Raw genomic sequence first — 17,423 nt, 5'->3', positions numbered from 1 at the left:
GGCCGGTGTCGGTGTTGATGCCGTACTGCACAGCGTTATACAGCTTGCCCGAAGACGACACCTTGGCGCCGTGGGTCAGGTGGCCGCCGTGGGCCAGGCTCATGCCCAGGAGGGTATCGCCAGCTTGCAGCAGGGCCAGGTACACCGCGCTGTTGGCGGAAGAGCCAGAGTGCGGCTGGACGTTGGCGTAATCGGCACCGAACAGCTGCTTGGCACGTTCGATGGCCAACTGTTCAACCACATCGACGTGTTCGCAGCCGCCGTAGTAGCGCTTGCCCGGGTAGCCTTCGGCGTACTTGTTGGTCAGCTCGGTGCCCTGGGCCTGCATCACTTGCGGGCTGGTGTAGTTCTCCGAGGCGATCAGCTCGATATGGTCTTCCTGGCGCTGCACTTCGCGGCTGATGGCCGCATGCAGCACAGGGTCGAAATCGGACAGGGTCAGGCTTTTATGGAACATGCGTGTGCTTCCTTGTTGTTGTGGGCAGGCAAGGCCCGGACCGGGTCCGGGCCCGAGCAGTCAGGCATCCTGGTAGAGCGACAGGGGTGGGCAGGCGCACGCCAGGTTGCGGTCACCGTAGACGTTGTCCACGCGCCCCACCGGCGGCCAGTACTTGTTATCGCGCAGCGCTGGCAGCGGGTACACCGCCAGCTCGCGGGCATAGCGATGGGGCCATTCGCCGACCAGTTCGCTGGCGGTGTGCGGTGCGTTCTTCAGCGGGTTGTCGAGCTTGTCGAGGGTGCCGTTTTCCACCGCGCGGATCTCCTCACGGATGCAGATCATGGCCTCGCAGAAGCGGTCGAGCTCTTCCTTGGACTCACTCTCGGTCGGCTCGACCATCAACGTGCCCGCCACAGGGAAGGACATGGTCGGGGCGTGGAAGCCGAAATCGATCAGGCGCTTGGCCACGTCTTCGACGCTGATGCCACTGCTGTCCTTTAGCGGGCGCAGGTCAAGGATGCACTCGTGGGCCACCAGGCCGTTCTCGCCGGTGTACAGCACCGGGTAGTGCTCCTCCAGGCGCCGGGCAATGTAGTTGGCACTCAGAATGGCCAGCTGCGAGGCACGCTTGAGCCCTTCCCCACCCATCATGCGGATGTACATCCAGGTGATCGGCAGGATGCTCGCGCTGCCATAAGGCGCCGCGCAGACAGCGCCCTCTTTGTGCGCCATGTGCGCGTGGCCGGGCAGGAACGGCGCCAGGTGCGCTTTGACACCGATCGGGCCGACCCCGGGGCCGCCGCCGCCGTGGGGGATGCAGAAGGTCTTGTGCAGGTTCAGGTGCGACACGTCACCACCGAACTTGCCCGGCGCGCAGAGACCGACCATGGCGTTCATGTTGGCGCCGTCCAGGTACACCTGGCCGCCGTGCGCATGGATGATGTCGCAGATGCGGGTGATCCCCGCTTCGAACACGCCATGGGTCGAGGGGTAGGTGATCATCAGCGCGGCCAACTGGTCGCGGTGCTGCTCGGCCTTGGCTTGCAGGTCGGCCACATCGACGTTGCCACGCTCGTCGCAGTTGACCACCACCACACGCATGCCGGCCATCTGTGCCGTGGCCGGGTTGGTGCCATGGGCCGACGACGGGATCAGGCACACATCGCGGCCCGCTTCGCCGCGGCTGGCATGGTAGGCGCGGATGGCCAACAGGCCTGCGTATTCACCTTGGGAGCCGGCGTTGGGCTGCAGCGACATTGCGTCATAACCGGTGGCCTCGCAGAGCATGGCCTGCAGTTCATCGGTCAACTGGCGGTAACCGAGTGACTGTTCGGCCGGGGCGAACGGGTGCAGGTTGCCGAACTCGGGCCAGGTGATCGGGATCATCTCACTGGCGGCGTTGAGCTTCATGGTGCACGAGCCCAGCGCGATCATGGTGCGGTCCAGGGCCAGGTCCTTGTCGGCCAGGCTACGCAGGTAGCGCATCAGCTCTGTTTCAGAGTGGTAGCGGTTGAACACCGGGTGCTGCAGGAACGCGGTTTCGCGCAGCAGTTGCGCCGGCAGGCGATCGCCACTGTCAGCGGCCAGGGCGGCGAAATCGGGCAGCGCCTGGCCAGGGGCGGCGAACACCTGCCACAAGGCCTCGACACTGGCCTGCTCGCAGGTTTCATCCAGCGACAGGCCGACGCGGGTCTGGTCAATCAGGCGCAAGTTCAACTGCGCACCCTGGGCGGCGGCCAGCACCTCGGCCACAGGCTGGGCAGTCACCACGCTGACGGTGTCGAAGAAGTGCGCCTGCTCCACCAGGTGCCCAAGCTGCTGCAGCCCTTGCACCAGGATCGCGGTCAGGCGGTGAACCCGCCGGGCAATCTGCGCCAGCCCGGCGGGGCCATGGTAGACCGCATACATGCTGGCAATGTTGGCCAGCAGCACCTGCGCGGTGCAGATGTTGCTGGTCGCCTTCTCACGACGGATGTGTTGCTCGCGGGTCTGCATGGCCAGGCGCAGGGCCGGGTTGCCGAAGCGGTCGATGGACACACCGACCAGGCGGCCAGGCATGTCGCGCTTGAACGCATCGCGGGTTGCAAAATACGCCGCGTGCGGGCCACCGAAGCCCAGCGGCACGCCGAAGCGCTGAGCGCTGCCCAGCACCACATCGGCATCAAATTCACCCGGTGGGGTCAGCAAGGTCAACGCCAGCAGGTCGGCAGACACCGCCACCAACGCACCGACGGCATGGGCGCGTGCTACCAGGCTGCGGTGGTCGGCGATGGCGCCGGTGCTGGCCGGGTACTGCAGCAGCAGGCCGAAGTATGGCTCAAGGCTTTGCCCCAACAGCGCCGCTTCATCACCGATGACCACTTCTATGCCCAGGGGTTGGGCGCGGGTGCGCAGCACGTCGAGGGTCTGCGGGTGGCAATGGCGGGAGGCAAAGAACGCCGGCGCCTTGCTCTTGGCCAGGCGTTTGCAGAAGGTCATGGCTTCGGCGGCGGCGGTGGCCTCGTCGAGCAAGGAGGCGTTGGCGATCTGCATGCCGGTGAGGTCGCTGACCAGGGTCTGGAAATTGAGCAGCGCTTCCAGGCGGCCTTGAGAAATCTCTGGCTGGTAAGGCGTGTACGCGGTGTACCAGGCCGGGTTTTCCAGCAGGTTGCGCAGGATCGGCGTCGGCGTATGGCACGGGTAGTAACCTTGGCCGATGTGGTTGCGAAACAGCTGGTTCTTCGCGGCGATGGCCTTGAGTGCTGCCAGGGCTTCAGCCTCGCCCTGCCCTTTGCTCAGCGCGAGCACGCTGGTGCCCTTGATGCTGTCGGGGATGACGCTGTCGATCAGGGCATCCAGGGTGTCGTGGCCGGTCAGCGCCAGCATCGCCTCGATGTCGTGCTCGCGAGGGCCGATGTGACGTGCGATGAACGCGTTATCCGTGGTCAATGCGACAGGTGCGTTGGTCATGTCGATACCCTGGTTCAGGCGTTGTCGGCCAGGAAGCACTCATAGCCTTCCTGGTCCATCAAGGTGTCGAGGTCGGCGAGGTTGGCGACCTGGATGCGGAAGAACCAGCCGTCCTGCATCGGTGAGGCATTGACCAGTTCCGGGTCGTCGGCCAGGGCTTGGTTGACCGCCACCACGCTACCGTTCAGGGGCATGCTGATGTTGCTGGCGGCCTTCACCGACTCCAGCACCGCGACTTCATTGCCCTCGGCGTACTCGCCCGGCTCCGGCAACTGCACGAACACCACGTCACCCAGCGCCTCCTGGGCATAGGTGGTGATGCCGACGGTCAACTCGCCAGTCGCTTCCAGACGCAGCCATTCGTGCTCGGGGGTAAAACGCAGCGTGCTCATGGGTCTTCCTCTCTTGTTATCAGGTAGGTCCCGGTCCAGGACTGAAACTACAAGAGCAAGGGCGATGCCAACTTGTATAAATCCTTTAATTTCAACAAGTTAGTTGAAATTTTGGATCATTTTCAAACGGCTTCTGCGGAACGAAACAACTCCAGCGCGTCGCGCCGAGAGGCACCCTTGAAGGGGCGTGCCAATGAATGTGGGGGCCCCGTTCCAGTGGAGTGCATTCACTCCACTGGAACGTATTGGCACCAGGGCGGCTACGAGGGCCGGCTGGCGATGCCGTATTTGCGCAAGCGCTGGCCGATAGCCGTGTGCGAGGTCTGCAGGCGCGCAGCCAATTGCCGGGTCGAGGGGTACGTCGCATACAGGTTTTCCAGCAAGGACTTTTCAAACCCCTGCACCGCCGCTTCCAGGCTGATGACCGCTTGGGCGTCAGGCTGCTGGCTGCTCAAGGCGGTGCCGGCCAGTTCCAGGTCGTCGCAGTCGATCACCTCCCCTTCGCTGATGGCTGCCGCACGGAACACCACGTTCTGCAACTGGCGCACGTTGCCCGCCCAGCGGTTGCCCAGCAGCAACGGGTGGGTGGCCAGCGCCAGCCGGCAGGGCGAGCGCTGGATCTGCGCGCAGGCCTGGCGCAGGAAGTGCTCGGCCAGCAGCAGGATGTCCTTGCCACGCTCGCGCAAGGGCGGCACCTTCAGGTTGAGCACGTTGAGGCGGTAGTAGAGGTCTTCGCGAAAGCTGCCTTCGAGCACCATGTTTTCCAGGTTGCGGTGGGTCGCACAGACCACCCGGACATTCACCCGCACCTCACCGCCGCCGCCCACCCGACGGAAGCTGCCGTCATTGAGAAAACGCAACAGCTTGGCCTGCAGGTAGGGCGACATCTCCCCCACCTCATCGAGAAACACCGTACCGCCATCGCCCAGCTCCAGCAGGCCAGGCTTGCCGCCGCGCTGTGCGCCAGTGAAGGCGCCGGCGGCGTAGCCGAACAGTTCGCTTTCGGCCAGGCTCTCTGGCAGTGCAGCACAGTTGAGCGCCAGAAACGACGCATCACGCCGGGCGCTGAGGGCATGGCAGGCACGGGCGACCAGCTCCTTGCCGGTGCCTGTCTCACCCTGGATCAGCAGCGGCGCTTCAAGGCCGGCCACTTTGTGCAGGCGCACCTTGAGTTCCTTGAGCGCGGTCGAGTCACCGAGCAGCCCGTCCAGCCCTTCACCAGGGTCGTGCAGCAACGACGCCAGGCGCTCGCCGATGCGGCTTGGCGGGTAAAGGGTGAGCAGGCCGCCGACCAGGGCCTCGGCACCGCCACTGATGGGCGTGGCTTCCAGCAACAGCGCCTGGCCCTGGAAACCCACCTCGCACATGGGCAGGCGAAAGCCCTTGTCGATCAAGGTTTGCGCCAGGTCTGCCTCGGCAAACAGCCGCGACAACGGCTCACCGGCCGGCTCGCGGCCAATCAGGCTGACCAGCGTAGGGTTGGCCAGCAGCACATGGCCGCCAGCGTCCACCGCCAGCACCGGGTCACTCATCGCCGCCAGCAGCGCCTCCAGTTGCAGGCGTCGGCGATGGCCGGGCAGGAAGTCGACCAGCTTGACCGCCTGCACACCGGCCACCCGCAACAGCGCAGCATGCAGTTCGTCCAGCACTGCCTGCTGCAGCGCCGGGGCGTCGATGTAGACGTTGGGCGGGATCATTTCCACCGCATCCAGGTTGAGGTTGCGCGCCCCCAGCAGTGCCAGGATTTCCTGGGTGATGCCGACGCGGTCGATGAAGGTGACGTGGATTCTCATCGTGATTCCCTGGTTGGCAAAACGACAACAGGGGGACGGCGCACCCTGCGCTGTCCCCCTGGGTAAACGTGACGTTGGCGATCAATCCGCTTCGAAGGACAACGCGCTGTTCCCCTGTTTTTTCTGGCGGATGGACCGGTAGAACAGGCCCAGCAGCGCGAACCACACCGGCATGGCGAACAACGCCATGCGGGTGTCCGCTTCCAGGGCCAGCAAGCCGAGGATGAAGGCGAAGAACGCCAGGCACACCCAGCACATGATGGTGCCGCCCGGCATCTTGAATTTCGACGCACGGTGCAGGTGGTCGCGCTGCTTGCGGTACGCCAGGTACGACAGCAGGATCATCGACCAGACGAACATGAACAGCAGGGCCGACACCGTGGTGATCAGGGTGAAGGCGTCGAGCATGTTGGGCACCAGGTAGATCACCAGCGCACCAGCGGTCAGGCACACACAAGAGAAGATCAGGCCGTTGGACGGCACGGCGCGGCGCGACAGTGCGCTGAACGTGCCCGGTGCATCACCTTCCATCGCCAGGCCGTAGAGCATGCGGCTGGTCGAGAACACGCCGCTGTTGGCCGAAGACGCCGCTGACGTCAGCACCACGAAGTTGATGATGCCCGCTGCGGCGGGTAGCCCGGCCAGCACGAACAGCTCGACGAAGGGGCTCTTGTTGGCCACCACATCTCGCCAGGGGGTAACGGCCATGATGGCGATCAACGCCAGCACGTAGAAGACGATGATGCGCAGCGGAATGGAGTTGATGGCCCGCGGCAGGTTGCGTTCCGGGTTCTTGGTTTCGGCAGCCGTGGTGCCGACCAGCTCGATGCCGACGAAGGCGAACACCGCAATCTGGAAGCCGGCGAAGAAGCCCATGAGGCCATGGGGGAACATCCCGTCGTCGTTCCACAGGTTGGCCAGCGTGGCGACGTTGCCAGCGGGCGACTGGTAGGCTGCCGCCACCATGTACACCCCAGTGCAGACCAATGCGCAAATGGCCACGATCTTGATCATGGCGAACCAGAACTCCAGTTCACCGAACATCTTCACCGTCATCAGGTTGAGGCTCAGCAACAGCCCGACGCAGCCCAGCGCCGGCAACCACAAGGGAATATCCGGGAACCAGAATTGTGAATAGGCGGAAATGGCGATCACATCGGCAATCCCGGTGACGATCCAGCAAAACCAGTAAGTCCAGCCCGTGAAAAAGCCTGCCCACGGGCCTAACAAATCGGCGGAAAAATCGATGAACGACTTGTACTGCAAGTTGGACAAGAGCAGTTCGCCCATGGCCCGCATGACGAAAAACAGCATGAAGCCGATGATCATGTAGACGAAGATGATCGAAGGCCCAGCCAGGCTGATGGTCTTGCCAGAGCCCATGAACAGGCCGGTGCCAATCGCACCGCCGATGGCGATCAACTGGATGTGGCGGTTGGAAAGATTACGCTTGAGTTCGTGCGTGTCACCCTCAGGCGGACAGTGACCCTGCGGCAGGTTATTCATTGTTATTTACCTTGCTAGTTTAATTGTTTTTATAACGTCACAAGTTCAACTTTCTGGCCGGATATGCCGTGAAACATCCGGACGAGCACAAGGGAATCAGCAAGGACTGTGCCAAGGAGTACAGGCCACTAAACACGGGGTTCTGTGCAACTATCAACTTTTGCCACTGTAATGAAGCCACTCCAGTGGCAAGGCTAAAGGGCACGGTGTACGACACCGAAGCGTCGTATACCGTGCCCTGCCCTGCGCTGTATTGATATCACTACAATGGAGCGCTATCAGTCCAAGCCTCGCTTTCGCGTCTAAAACAGGTGTGCCCCCGCGAATACCGGCGAAGCCGGTGCCAAGTCCGTACTAGGGATGTTTCAACCTGTGCGCACCTCGCGCCGTGGTGCGCGGCTGCGCTGTTGATCCTGCCAATCCTCTACCAACCCGACCGGCACATCGGCCGGCGCCAGCGGCTCGCGCCCGCGCACCAGGTCGGCAGCGCGCTCGGCGAGCATGATGGTCGGCGCATTGAGGTTGCCATTGGGCTCGCTCGGGAACACCGACGAGTCGATCACCCGCAGCCCCTGCAAGCCGTGCACACGCAACGCCGAGTCGACCACCGCCATGTCGTCCTCGCCCATGCGGCACGAGCCGCAGGGGTGCATGGTGCTTTCCATGTTGGCACGCACGAAGGCATCGATCTGCTCATCGGTCTGCACCTGCGGCCCGGGCGCCAGCTCCTCGCCGCGGAAACGGTCCATCGCCGGCTGGGCAATGATCTCGCGGGTCAGGCGCACGCAGCGGCGGAAACCCTCGCGGTCCTCTTCACGTTGCAGGTAGTTGAAGCGGATTTCCGGGTGCTGGTAAGGGTCGGCCGACAGCGCCCGCACATGCCCGCGGCTCTTGGGTTTGTTCGGCCCGGTCAGCACCATGAAACCATGGCCTTTGAAGGGTTTGTCGCCGTCATAGCGCATCGCCGCCGGCAGGAAGTGGAACTGAATGTCCGGCCAGCGCAGCCCCTTGGCCGAGCGGATGAAACCACCTGCCTCAAAATGGTTGCTGGCGCCCAGGCCATCTTTGAACAGCAACCAGCGCAGGCCGATCATCGCCTTGCCCAGCAGGCCCATCTTGCCGTTGAGCGTCACCGGCTCCTTGCAGGCGTACTGGATGTAGATTTCCGAGTGGTCCTGCAGGTTCTCGCCCACACCCGGCAGGGCATGAAGCACCTTGATCCCGGCCTTTTTCAGCACCGCCTCGGGGCCGATACCCGAGCGCTGCAGCAGGTGCGGCGAGCCGATCGGGCCGGATGCCACCAGCACTTCGCGGCTGCAATGAACCGTGTGGGTCTGGCCGCCTTCGTCGTACTCGACCCCCACCGCCCGCTTGCCATCGAGCAAGATGCGCCGGGTCATGGCGTGGGTCACGACGGTCAGGTTCGGCCGGCTCATGGCCGGGCGCAGGTAGGCATTGGCGGTGGACCAGCGCACCCCGTCCTTCACGGTCATGTGCATGGCGCCGAAGCCTTCCTGCATGTAGCCATTGCAGTCGTCGGTCTTGATGTAGCCGGCCTCGGCACCGGCTTCTATCCAGGCGCCGTACAGCGGGTTCTGCATGTTGTTGCCGTTGTTGGTGGCGAGCGGCCCGGCGCCACCACGGTAGTCGTCGCCGCCGAACTTGAAATTTTCGGCGCGCTTGAAGTACGGCAGGCAGTTGCGATAACCCCAGCCGTTCGCGCCCAGGCTTTCCCACTCATCGAAGTCGCAGGCATGGCCACGGATGTAGACCAGGCCGTTGATCGAGGACGACCCACCCAGCACCTTGCCCCTTGGGCAGTGCAGGCGTCGGCCGTCCAGGTGGGTTTCGGCGGCGGTCTCGTAGCGCCAGTTGTACTTCTTGGTGTTCATCGGCAAGGAAAACGCACTGGGCATCTGGATCAGCACACTGCGGTCGCTGCCGCCGAACTCCAGCACCAGCACCGTGGTGGCAGGGTCTTCGCTGAGGCGGTTGGCCAGGACGCAGCCGGCAGAGCCTGCGCCGATGATGATGTAGTCGTATCGTTTGTTCATTGTTCTAGTCCTGTACGCGAAGGCCTGCGGCCTCGATGGTGCGTTCATTGCCCTTTGGGTAGCCGCCCCAGCCCAGGCGCGTAGCCAGCAGACGGGTCAGCCCGTAATGCACCAGCCCGGCCAACAGGCAGGACGGCAGCGAGGCGGTGGCGAAGGTGAAGAAGTCGGTATGGGCCAGGGTCTGCGGGTTGAACACCACCACGTAGATGGCAAAGCCTGCCACCAGCGCCAGCAGCGCGATGGGGTTGAAACCCTTGCAGAAGCGCAGCGGCGAGCCGCTTTGCTCGGCATACAGATGGCGTAGGTTCAGGCGCTGCTTGCGCAGGAAGAAGTAATCGGCAATGCCAATGCCGGCCAGGGCGCTGTTCAGTGCCGAGGTCCACACCAGGAAGATGAAGAAGCCGTCGTAGATACCCGGGGCCAACAGCACGATTACCACCGGTATGATGCAGAACAGCCCGATCAATACCCCCCAGCCCAGGCTGCGCAAACGCTCCCCGGCCAGTTGCCGCAGGCCGATCACCGCGGTGTAGAGGATGTTGACCATGCCGGTCAGGTTGGCCAGCGCCAGGAAGCTCAGGGCGATGACGCCGAAGGTCATGCCGCCGGCCAGCCGCATCCAGGCCGTAGGGTCGCTGCTGCCCAGGGTGGTGGCGGCGAACAGGCTGACCGACTCGCCCAGCGAAGCGGCGCCGAAGATGCCCACCAGGTTGGGCCAGAAGGCCGTGCGCTGGTTGCTGCACAGGCGCGACAGGTTGCCGATGTAGGGCCACCAGGAGAACCCTGCGGCGATGTTGATTTCCACCGCGATCATGAAGTTGACGTGCGGGTTTTCGAAGGGTGGCTGCAAAGGCGGCATCGCCAACAGTTCGCCGAAGCTGTAACGGCGGGAGATGAAGTACATCAGCGCCAGCATGATCAGGATCAGGCTGGGCGCGATCACCGCGCTCAGGCGGCGGATCATGTCGGGCCCGCGCATGGCCACCAGCGCCGCCAGCACGATGGCCAGCAGGGCCCCGGCGGTCACCAGCCAGTCGCCGGCGTCGGGCTCGCTGTGCTGTACCAGGGTTTCCAGGTTGTCCAGCGCCCGCCCGCACATCAACCCCAGCACCGCCAGCCAGCCCATGGTCAGTATCACCACCGAGAGGATGTACACCAGGCGGCTGCCATTGACGCCGAACATGCTGCGCAGGAAGGTGAACTGCTCGACGCCATATTTGCCACACGGCAGGCAGGTGGACGATGCCGCCAGTACCACGCCGATGATGTTGCCGATGATGATCGCGGCAATCCCTTGCAACGGCCCGACGAACAGCGCGGTGGCACCGCCGATCAAAAACACCCAGGTGGCCACCGCCAACGCCGAGTTGGCGTAGGCATAGCCCCAGAAGCCCCAGACCCGTTCACCCGGCAGCAAGGGCGTGTCGCCGCGTTCGGCGGCCAGGCGAAATTCCTGCTCTCTGGCCCGGCTCATGGCTGGCCCCCCAGCACATACGCGCCGACCACCATGACCAGGGTCAGTACGGCAAGGGCGATGACGTCCGTTGCCTTCAGCGCGCCGGGCCAGTGCGCCCTGCCCTCCAGTTCTTCATAGGCGCGCAGGCGCCGTTCCAGGTCTTGTGCACGCTCGGTATCCACTTGGCTGTTCATGGGCATCACCTCGACGGGTTCTTGTTCTTGAAATTCGATGCGTTCGTGTTGCCTGCGTCGCTCGCCAAACCAGGCGACGCAGGCCGGCCCTGTTCCTCAGGGCAAGGTGATCCAGACCGCCTTGGTCTCCAGCAGAAACTCCAGTTGTTCGGCGCCCATGTCCTTGCCATAGCCCGACTGCTTGTAGCCACCGAACGGCATGGACGGGTCGAGCGTGCTATGGGCATTGACGTAGACCGTGCCGGCACTCAGGCGCGGGATCAGCCCGTGAACCTTGCCCAGGTCGTTGGAGTAGATAGCCGCCGCCAGGCCGTACTGCGAATCGTTGGCCAGCGCCAGCGCCTGCTCCTCGGCGTCGAAGGGCATGGTTACCAGCACCGGCCCGAAGATTTCCTCACGGACGATGCGCATGTCGTTGGTGCAGTGGGCAAAGATGGTCGGCTGCACGAAGAAGCCAGCGCCCTCGACCGGCTCACCGCCGTAATACACCTGCGCCCCTTCGGCCTTGCCCAGGGCGATGTATTCCAGCACCCGCTGCTGTTGCTGGCGCGACACCATGGGGCTGATGAAGCAGTCCGGGTCCAGCCCCGGGGCGATCTTCAACGTCGCCGTGTAGCGCGCCAGCGCTTCGAGGAAGGCCGGGTAGACACTGCGCTCGACATAAGCACGGGTACCGGCATCGCACACCTGCCCCGAGTTGAAGAACACACCGTTGGCGACCGCCTCGGCCGCAGCAGAGATATCGGCATCGGCGAACACGATCACCGGCGACTTGCCGCCCAGTTCCAGGGTCAGGCGCTTCATCTGGTCCATCGCCGCCTTGCCCACCGAGCAGCCCACCGGGGTCGAACCGGTAAAGCTCAGCTTGTCGATGCCCGGGTGGCTGGACATCGCCGTGCCCACCACGCTGCCGCGCCCGGTGACAATGTTCAGCACACCGTCGGGGATGCCCGACGCCTGCACCAGCTCGGCAAAGCGCAAGGCCGACAGTGAGGTCAGCTCCGCCGGTTTGACCACCACGGTGCAGCCGGTCGCCAGCGCCGCGCCGAGCTTCCAGGCCATGGTTTGCAGGGGGAAGTTCCAGGGCACGATGGCCCCTACCACGCCGACGGCCTCCTTGCGGGTATAGGCCAGGTAGTTGCCCGGCAGCGAGGGCTCGACGGTACGCCCATGGATCTTGCTGGCCCAGCCGGCAAAGTAGCGCAGCGTATCGACGGTGCCCTGAATGTCCACGGCACGGGCCTGGGCGACCGACTTGCCCATGTCGATCGACTCGATCTGCGCCAGCTCGTCGCCATTAGCCTCGACCAGGTCGGCCAGGCGATGAATCAGGCGCTCGCGCTCCAGCGGCTTGAGCTGGCTCCACGGGCCGCCATCGAATTGCGCGCGGGCGGCACGCACCGCACGGTCCAGGTCGTCCGGGGTGCCCATGGGGATGCGCGTCAGCACGCCCTCGGTGGCCGGCTCGATGACCTCGGCGCTGGCACCATCACTGGCCTCCAGCCAGGCACCGCCGATGAACATACGCTGAGGCTTGCTGAGAAAACGCTGGGTGGCCTCTGAAACCCCGAAGGCCTGCAGGTAGGCTTTTACCTTGTTGTCCACGGTACAGTCTCCGGATCAGCGGGCGTTGGCGCGCGCGTGGAAGATGAAGCCGATGCTGTTCATCAGCAACTGCGCGGCAAGAATCGAGGTCACGCCTGCCGGGTCGTAGGCCGGGGCCACTTCCACCAGGTCCATGCCGACGATCCGCCCCTGGCTGCGCCGGGCCAGCGCCTGGATGATCTCCAGCACTTCGTAGTAGAAGAATCCGCCATGGCTCGGTGTGCCGGTGCCTGGGGCGATGGACGGGTCGAAACCATCGATGTCGATGGTGATGTAGTAGTCGCGGCCTTCGGGGATTTTCGCCATCACGCCTTCACAACCCAGGCGGCGCACGTCGCGTACCGAAAGGATCTGCGAGCCGGCGTCGCGCGCGGCATCGTAGTCATCGCGGTTGGAGGACGACACGTTGCGGATGCCCATCTGGGTCATGCCGACGATGTGGTCCAGCTCCGAGGCGCGGCGCAGGGGGCTGCCGTGGCCGTAGCGCACACCATGGCGCTCGTCGACGAAGTCCAGGTGGGCATCGAAGTGCACGATGTGGATCGGCCCATGCCCTTCAAAGGCCTTGATCACCGGCGCATGGATCGAGTGGTCGCCGCCCAGCACCACCGGCATGGCGCCGGCCTTGAGAATCTGGCGCACGGCCGACTCGATGTTGGCATTGCTGCTGGCCATGTCGGTGTGCACGATATCGGCGTCACCGACATCGACCATGCGCAGTTGGTCATCGGTCAGGTAGGTGGCGTCATCTTCGAAGTCGTAGGCGCCGGCATGGCCGAACGAGAACAGGGTCGATGCCTCGCGAATACCGCGCGGTCCGAAACGTGCGCCAGAGCGCCATTGGGTGCCCATGTCGTTGGGCGCACCGAGGATCGCCACATCGGCGTCGATGGCATCCCAGTCGGTGCAGATGGGCGATTTGGCGAAGGTGCAATGCCCGACGAAGGGCAGGTTCAGGCGGCCGGATTCATAACCGTGCTTTGCCATGTTCAGGTTTCTCCACTTATTGTTCTGGTCAGGAGACGGGGCGACTGCTCGACCGCCGTTGCAGCCACTATGGCGGCAGGCCAACAGCGGAAAAATGCGCAAGTGCAGATGCATACATCGGGCAACCCGAAGTATTCGCCCGAATGCCAAAGGCCCGCCGGCATTTCCAGGCGCCAGGCATTGCAGTGATCACGGGTGCGTGGTTAGCTTGAAAAAAAACAATGGCCGGACGCTCATATCAGCCAGCGCGATGTGACGCAGCGATGTGAAGCACCGCCAGGAGGCCACAGTGATCCAGCTCCACGATGTCGATCTGAAGCTTCTCAGGGTGTTCACCACCATCGTCAGGTGCGGGGGCTTTTCTGCCGCGCAGGCAGCACTCAACGCCGGCCAGTCGACCATCAGCGAACAGATGACGCACCTGGAAACCCGCCTGGGGGTCAAGCTTTGCCAGCGCGGGCGCAGCGGCTTTCGCCTGACCGAACAGGGCGTGGCCATCCATGAGGCCACCTTGCGCCTGCTAAGCGCGGTGGAGAGCTTCTGCATGGATGCCGACGTGCTCAAGCAGCACATCAGCGGCAAGCTCAACCTGGGCATCATCGACTCCACCCTGACCGACAACGCCTCGCCCCTGCCGCGCACCACCCAGCGCTTTGTCTCACGCGGGCACGATGCCCACCTGCACATCTACATCGGCGCCCCGGCGGAGCTCGAAGAGCGGGTACTGGACAGCCGGCTGCACCTGGCCATCGGCCACTTCCCGTTGCGCGTGCCGGGGCTGTCGTACCTGCCGCTGTACGACGAAGCCCTGGGGCTCTACTGTGGCCGCCGCCATCCGCTGTATGCCAGCAAGGCGGCCAACGGGCGCCTGCTGGAAGAAGTTCGCCAGTGCCATATCGTCGTGCGTGGCTACATGCAGCAGTACGACCTGGAGCAACTGGGCATCAGCAAGGCCGCCGCAACCGTGGAGAACATCGAGGCAGCGGCGATCCTGATCATTTCCGGCGCCTACATCGGCTTCCTGCCCGTGCACTTCGCCGAGCAGTGGGTCAAGACCGGCGAAATGCGCCGCCTGGGCGCCAGCACACTGGACCTGACCTCCCCCTTCGATGTAATCACCCGGCGTGGCGTGTCGCCGCCACCGATCCTGCGAGCGTTTCTTGAAGACCTGAACACCTGCATCCACCAGGCTGGCGTCTGACCACGCTCGGCTTATGCTGTGCTACGGCTTCCCGCAAGCTGCCCCTCGATCCAGTCGATGAAGGCACGCACCTGGGGCCGCTTCAACTGCTCCTTGCGGGCGACCAGGTAGTAGGCAAAGCGTGATGGCCAGGGCCTATCCACGGCCACCACCAGGCTGCCGTCACGCAGCCCCTCCTCGGCATGCTGCGCCTGGACCAGGGCGATGCCTTGACCGCTCGCGGCCGCGCGCAGCAACAGCAGCTCCTCGTCAAAGCTCGGCCCGCGCCGGCTGCGGCTGTCAGGCTCGAAGCCGTGGGCCTGCAACCACAGCGTCCAGTCGGCACGGTCGGCATCCTGCAGCAGCGGGTACTGCAGGCAATCTATGGGTTCATCCAGTGCCGGCCCACTGGCGAGCAGCGCCGGGCTGCAAACGGGTAGCAGCACAGGCGCCAGCAAAGGCATCGACTGCAGCCCCGGGTAGTCGCCCAGGCCATGGCGCAGGGCAATGTCGACACGCTCGCGCTGCAGGTCGACCAGTGCCGCTGTGGCCTCGACACGAACCTCGATACCGGGGTGCAGCGCGCTGAAGCTACTGAGGCGCGGCACCAGCCAGCTGGACGCGAAGGAAGGTTGCGTGCTGATGGTGAGGGTGCTGGCCCGTGCCAACGCTTCAAGGTCGAGCAAGGCACTCTCGATTTCGCCGAAACCGCGCGAAACGCCGGGGTACAGGCCCGCCCCGGCCTCGGTGAGCTGCACGCCATGGCGGCTGCGTGTCAGCAGGGTGACGCCGAGGCGGTCCTCCAGCAGGCGAATCTGCTGGCTGATGGCTCCCGGCGTAACCCCCATGCGCTCGGCGGCAGCCTTCAGGCTGCCCAGGCGGGTGGTTTCGCTGAAGGCGCGCAAGGCAAGCAGTGGCAGAACGGCACCCATGGAATTCCTCGATTTAGAAAAACTAACGCTGGCGTAAGAAGCAATCGTTTTAGTATCGCGCTCAATCTGCATAGCATAGCGCTCAGGCCAAACAACTTACGTTAGTTTTCCTGAGGTTATTCGACATGCATGATCCCTCGCTGGTGCTGTACACCGACAGCTCGCCCAATGGCTTCAAAGCCACCATCGCACTCGAAGAGATGGGCCTGCCCTATCGCCTGGAGCATGTTCGCATCGAGCACGGCGAGCATTTGCAACCGGGCTTTCTCGCGCTCAACCCGGCAGGCCGCATCCCGGTCTTGGTCGACCATGCTGCCAACATCGTGCTGTTCGAGTCTGCTGCCATTTTGCTGTACCTGGCACAGCTCAGCGGCCAATTGCTCGACCCCGCGCCGCAGCCGCGCTGGGCGGCGATCACCTGGTTGATGTACCACAGCGCCAGCATGGGGCCGCTGCTCGGCCAGCGCGTGCACTTCGAATGCTTCGAGGCCACGCCCAACCCTGCGGCGCTCAAGCGCTACCGCAGCCTTACCGAAGGCACCTTCAGCGTCCTCGACCAGCAGCTTGCCACCCAGCCATGGCTGGCCGGAGAGCGCTATTCGATCGCAGACATCGCGACCTTTGCCTGGCTGCACATCGCCGCCCTGGTGGGCTTCGACTTCAGCCCCCACCGCCACCTGACCCGCTGGTACCGCCAGGTCGAGCAACGCCCCGCCGTGCAACGGGGTATCCGCCTGCCCGCCCCGGCCACTGGCCCATGAAATCGCCCAACCAAGGAACGGCCATGAACCCTACAACTCCCACCTGCGGCGCCAACGCCAGCGCCTTCGCCCAGCACCCCGGCTACCGGCGCATGTTCGCGCCCGATCAACTGACCTTGGGCATCTTCATGCCGCTGCGTTTCTACGACGGCAACATGCAGGCACTGGCCGGGCAGGCACGGCTGGTCGGCGACATCGACCGCCTGGGCTTTGCCGCCGCCTGGGTGCGTGATGTGCCCTTGTTCGACCCGGCCTTCGGTGACGCCGGGCAGGTACTCGACCCGTTCACCTACCTGGCCTACCTGGCCGCGCAGACTCAGCGCATTGCCCTGGTGACCGGCAGCGCGATCTTCGCCTTGCGCCACCCGATCGACCTGGCCAAGGCCGCTGCCACCCTCGATACCCTGTCGGGTGGGCGCCTTGTGCTGGGCATCGCCTCGGGCGACCGGCCCGTGGAGTTTCCAGCCTATGGCTTGGACCACGACAGCCGCGGCGAGCGCTTTGCGCAAAGCGTGGACTACTTCCGGCAACTGTTGGCCGAGCACCCTGGGCCGATCCAGTCGCCGCTGGGCCAACTCGGCAGCGCCCGGCTGCTGCCAAGGCCAGTGTCAGGGCGCATCCCATTGGTGGTGACCGGCTCGTCACGCCAAAGCCTGCAGTGGCTGGGCGAACACGCCGATGGCTGGCTCACTTACCCCGACGCCACCCATAACGTGCTTGGACCACGACGGTTGGCCGAAAAAATCCGCGCCTGGCGCGCAGCGATACCGGGCGGTGGTTTCCGCCCGCACATGACCAACGAATGGATCGACCTGGACGACGACCCGAACTTCCCGCGTACACCGCTGCAAGGCGGCTACGTGCTGCGCACCGGGCGCAACGGGTTGATCGACCTGCTCGGCGAGTGGCGCGAGGCCGGGGTCAACCATGCAGCATTGGGGGTGCAGATGGCGCGGCGCCCGGCCCAGGACATCCTTCAGGAACTGGCCGAAGAGGTACTGCCGCTGTTTCCGGCGCTGGCAGGGCCAGCACCGCATTCGCAGGACTGGTAGCGCGCTGCTCAGTTGCACAGTCGGTCGCGCAATGAATCGGCAGGCCACTTGCATCAAGCGAAATGGATTGGGAACACCGCCAACAGGTAGAGATAAATCCGACCATACCTTGGTCAAGATCAG

The 17,423-nt window shown here is 64.4% G+C and carries 13 protein-coding genes and 1 pseudogene; 3 read left to right on the top strand and 11 right to left on the bottom strand.

Translation table 11 applies throughout. From position 1 onward, the window contains the following. The 10 genes and pseudogenes from glyA to speB form a co-directional block, all read right to left on the bottom strand. Positions 1–457 (bottom strand): annotated as a pseudogene (glyA, locus tag HU766_RS25270) (serine hydroxymethyltransferase); the annotation flags it as partial. A gap of 60 nt (positions 458–517) precedes the next feature. Then, positions 518–3,388, bottom strand: coding sequence for an aminomethyl-transferring glycine dehydrogenase (gcvP, locus tag HU766_RS25265; protein WP_186661566.1), 2,871 nt, complete (start codon positions 3,386–3,388; stop codon positions 518–520). 14 nt (positions 3,389–3,402) lie between these two features. Then, positions 3,403–3,780, bottom strand: a complete 378-nt coding sequence (gene gcvH, locus HU766_RS25260) for a glycine cleavage system protein GcvH (protein WP_047583409.1) — start codon at positions 3,778–3,780, stop codon at positions 3,403–3,405. Positions 3,781–4,040: 260 nt separating this feature from the next. Further along, positions 4,041–5,573: a sigma-54-dependent transcriptional regulator gene (locus HU766_RS25255; protein ID WP_186661564.1), complete on the bottom strand. Its 1,533-nt coding sequence runs from the start codon at positions 5,571–5,573 to the stop codon at positions 4,041–4,043. Between the two features lie 81 nt (positions 5,574–5,654). Beyond that, entirely contained in the window at positions 5,655–7,079 is a 1,425-nt protein-coding gene (cycA, locus tag HU766_RS25250; protein WP_186661560.1) for a D-serine/D-alanine/glycine transporter, read from the bottom strand. A gap of 365 nt (positions 7,080–7,444) precedes the next feature. Beyond that, entirely contained in the window at positions 7,445–9,133 is a 1,689-nt protein-coding gene (gene betA, locus HU766_RS25245; RefSeq protein WP_186661557.1) for a choline dehydrogenase, read from the bottom strand. A 4-nt stretch (positions 9,134–9,137) separates the two neighbouring features. Beyond that, complete coding sequence (locus tag HU766_RS25240) at positions 9,138–10,607, bottom strand: cytosine permease (protein ID WP_047583413.1); 1,470 nt, start codon at positions 10,605–10,607, stop codon at positions 9,138–9,140. Next, positions 10,604–10,783 (bottom strand): hypothetical protein, encoded by a 180-nt coding sequence (locus tag HU766_RS25235; RefSeq protein WP_033698618.1) that lies wholly within the window; start codon positions 10,781–10,783, stop codon positions 10,604–10,606. Before HU766_RS25235 ends, HU766_RS25240 begins: the two co-directional genes overlap by 4 nt. A gap of 96 nt (positions 10,784–10,879) precedes the next feature. Further along, positions 10,880–12,388: an aldehyde dehydrogenase family protein gene (locus HU766_RS25230; RefSeq protein ID WP_186661547.1), complete on the bottom strand. Its 1,509-nt coding sequence runs from the start codon at positions 12,386–12,388 to the stop codon at positions 10,880–10,882. A 15-nt stretch (positions 12,389–12,403) separates the two neighbouring features. Further along, positions 12,404–13,375, bottom strand: a complete 972-nt coding sequence (gene speB, locus HU766_RS25225) for an agmatinase (protein WP_033698620.1) — start codon at positions 13,373–13,375, stop codon at positions 12,404–12,406. Between the two features lie 289 nt (positions 13,376–13,664). On the opposite strand from speB, the gene HU766_RS25220 reads away from it, so the two are divergent. After that, a complete protein-coding gene (locus HU766_RS25220; RefSeq protein WP_047583414.1) occupies positions 13,665–14,576 on the top strand; it encodes a LysR family transcriptional regulator in 912 nt (303 codons plus the stop codon). An 11-nt stretch (positions 14,577–14,587) separates the two neighbouring features. Here the strand turns inward: HU766_RS25220 and HU766_RS25215 are convergent, their stop codons facing one another. Continuing rightward, positions 14,588–15,487, bottom strand: coding sequence for a LysR substrate-binding domain-containing protein (locus HU766_RS25215; protein WP_186661545.1), 900 nt, complete (start codon positions 15,485–15,487; stop codon positions 14,588–14,590). 125 nt (positions 15,488–15,612) lie between these two features. Here HU766_RS25215 and HU766_RS25210 point away from each other — a divergent pair, with 125 nt between their 5' ends. Together HU766_RS25210 and HU766_RS25205 are read left to right on the top strand one after the other, a co-directional pair. Beyond that, on the top strand, positions 15,613–16,248 hold the full coding sequence (locus tag HU766_RS25210; RefSeq protein WP_033698624.1) for a glutathione S-transferase family protein: 636 nt from the start codon (positions 15,613–15,615) through the stop codon (positions 16,246–16,248). Between the two features lie 23 nt (positions 16,249–16,271). After that, positions 16,272–17,300, top strand: coding sequence for an LLM class oxidoreductase (locus HU766_RS25205; RefSeq protein ID WP_186661543.1), 1,029 nt, complete (start codon positions 16,272–16,274; stop codon positions 17,298–17,300). Positions 17,301–17,423 lie beyond the last annotated feature (123 nt).

This window comes from Pseudomonas sp. SWRI77, assembly GCF_014269105.1.
Lineage (GTDB): Bacteria > Pseudomonadota > Gammaproteobacteria > Pseudomonadales > Pseudomonadaceae > Aquipseudomonas > Aquipseudomonas capeferrum.
The sequence above is the reverse complement of the archived record's forward strand: the minus strand, read 5'-3'. Positions and strand labels throughout refer to the sequence as shown.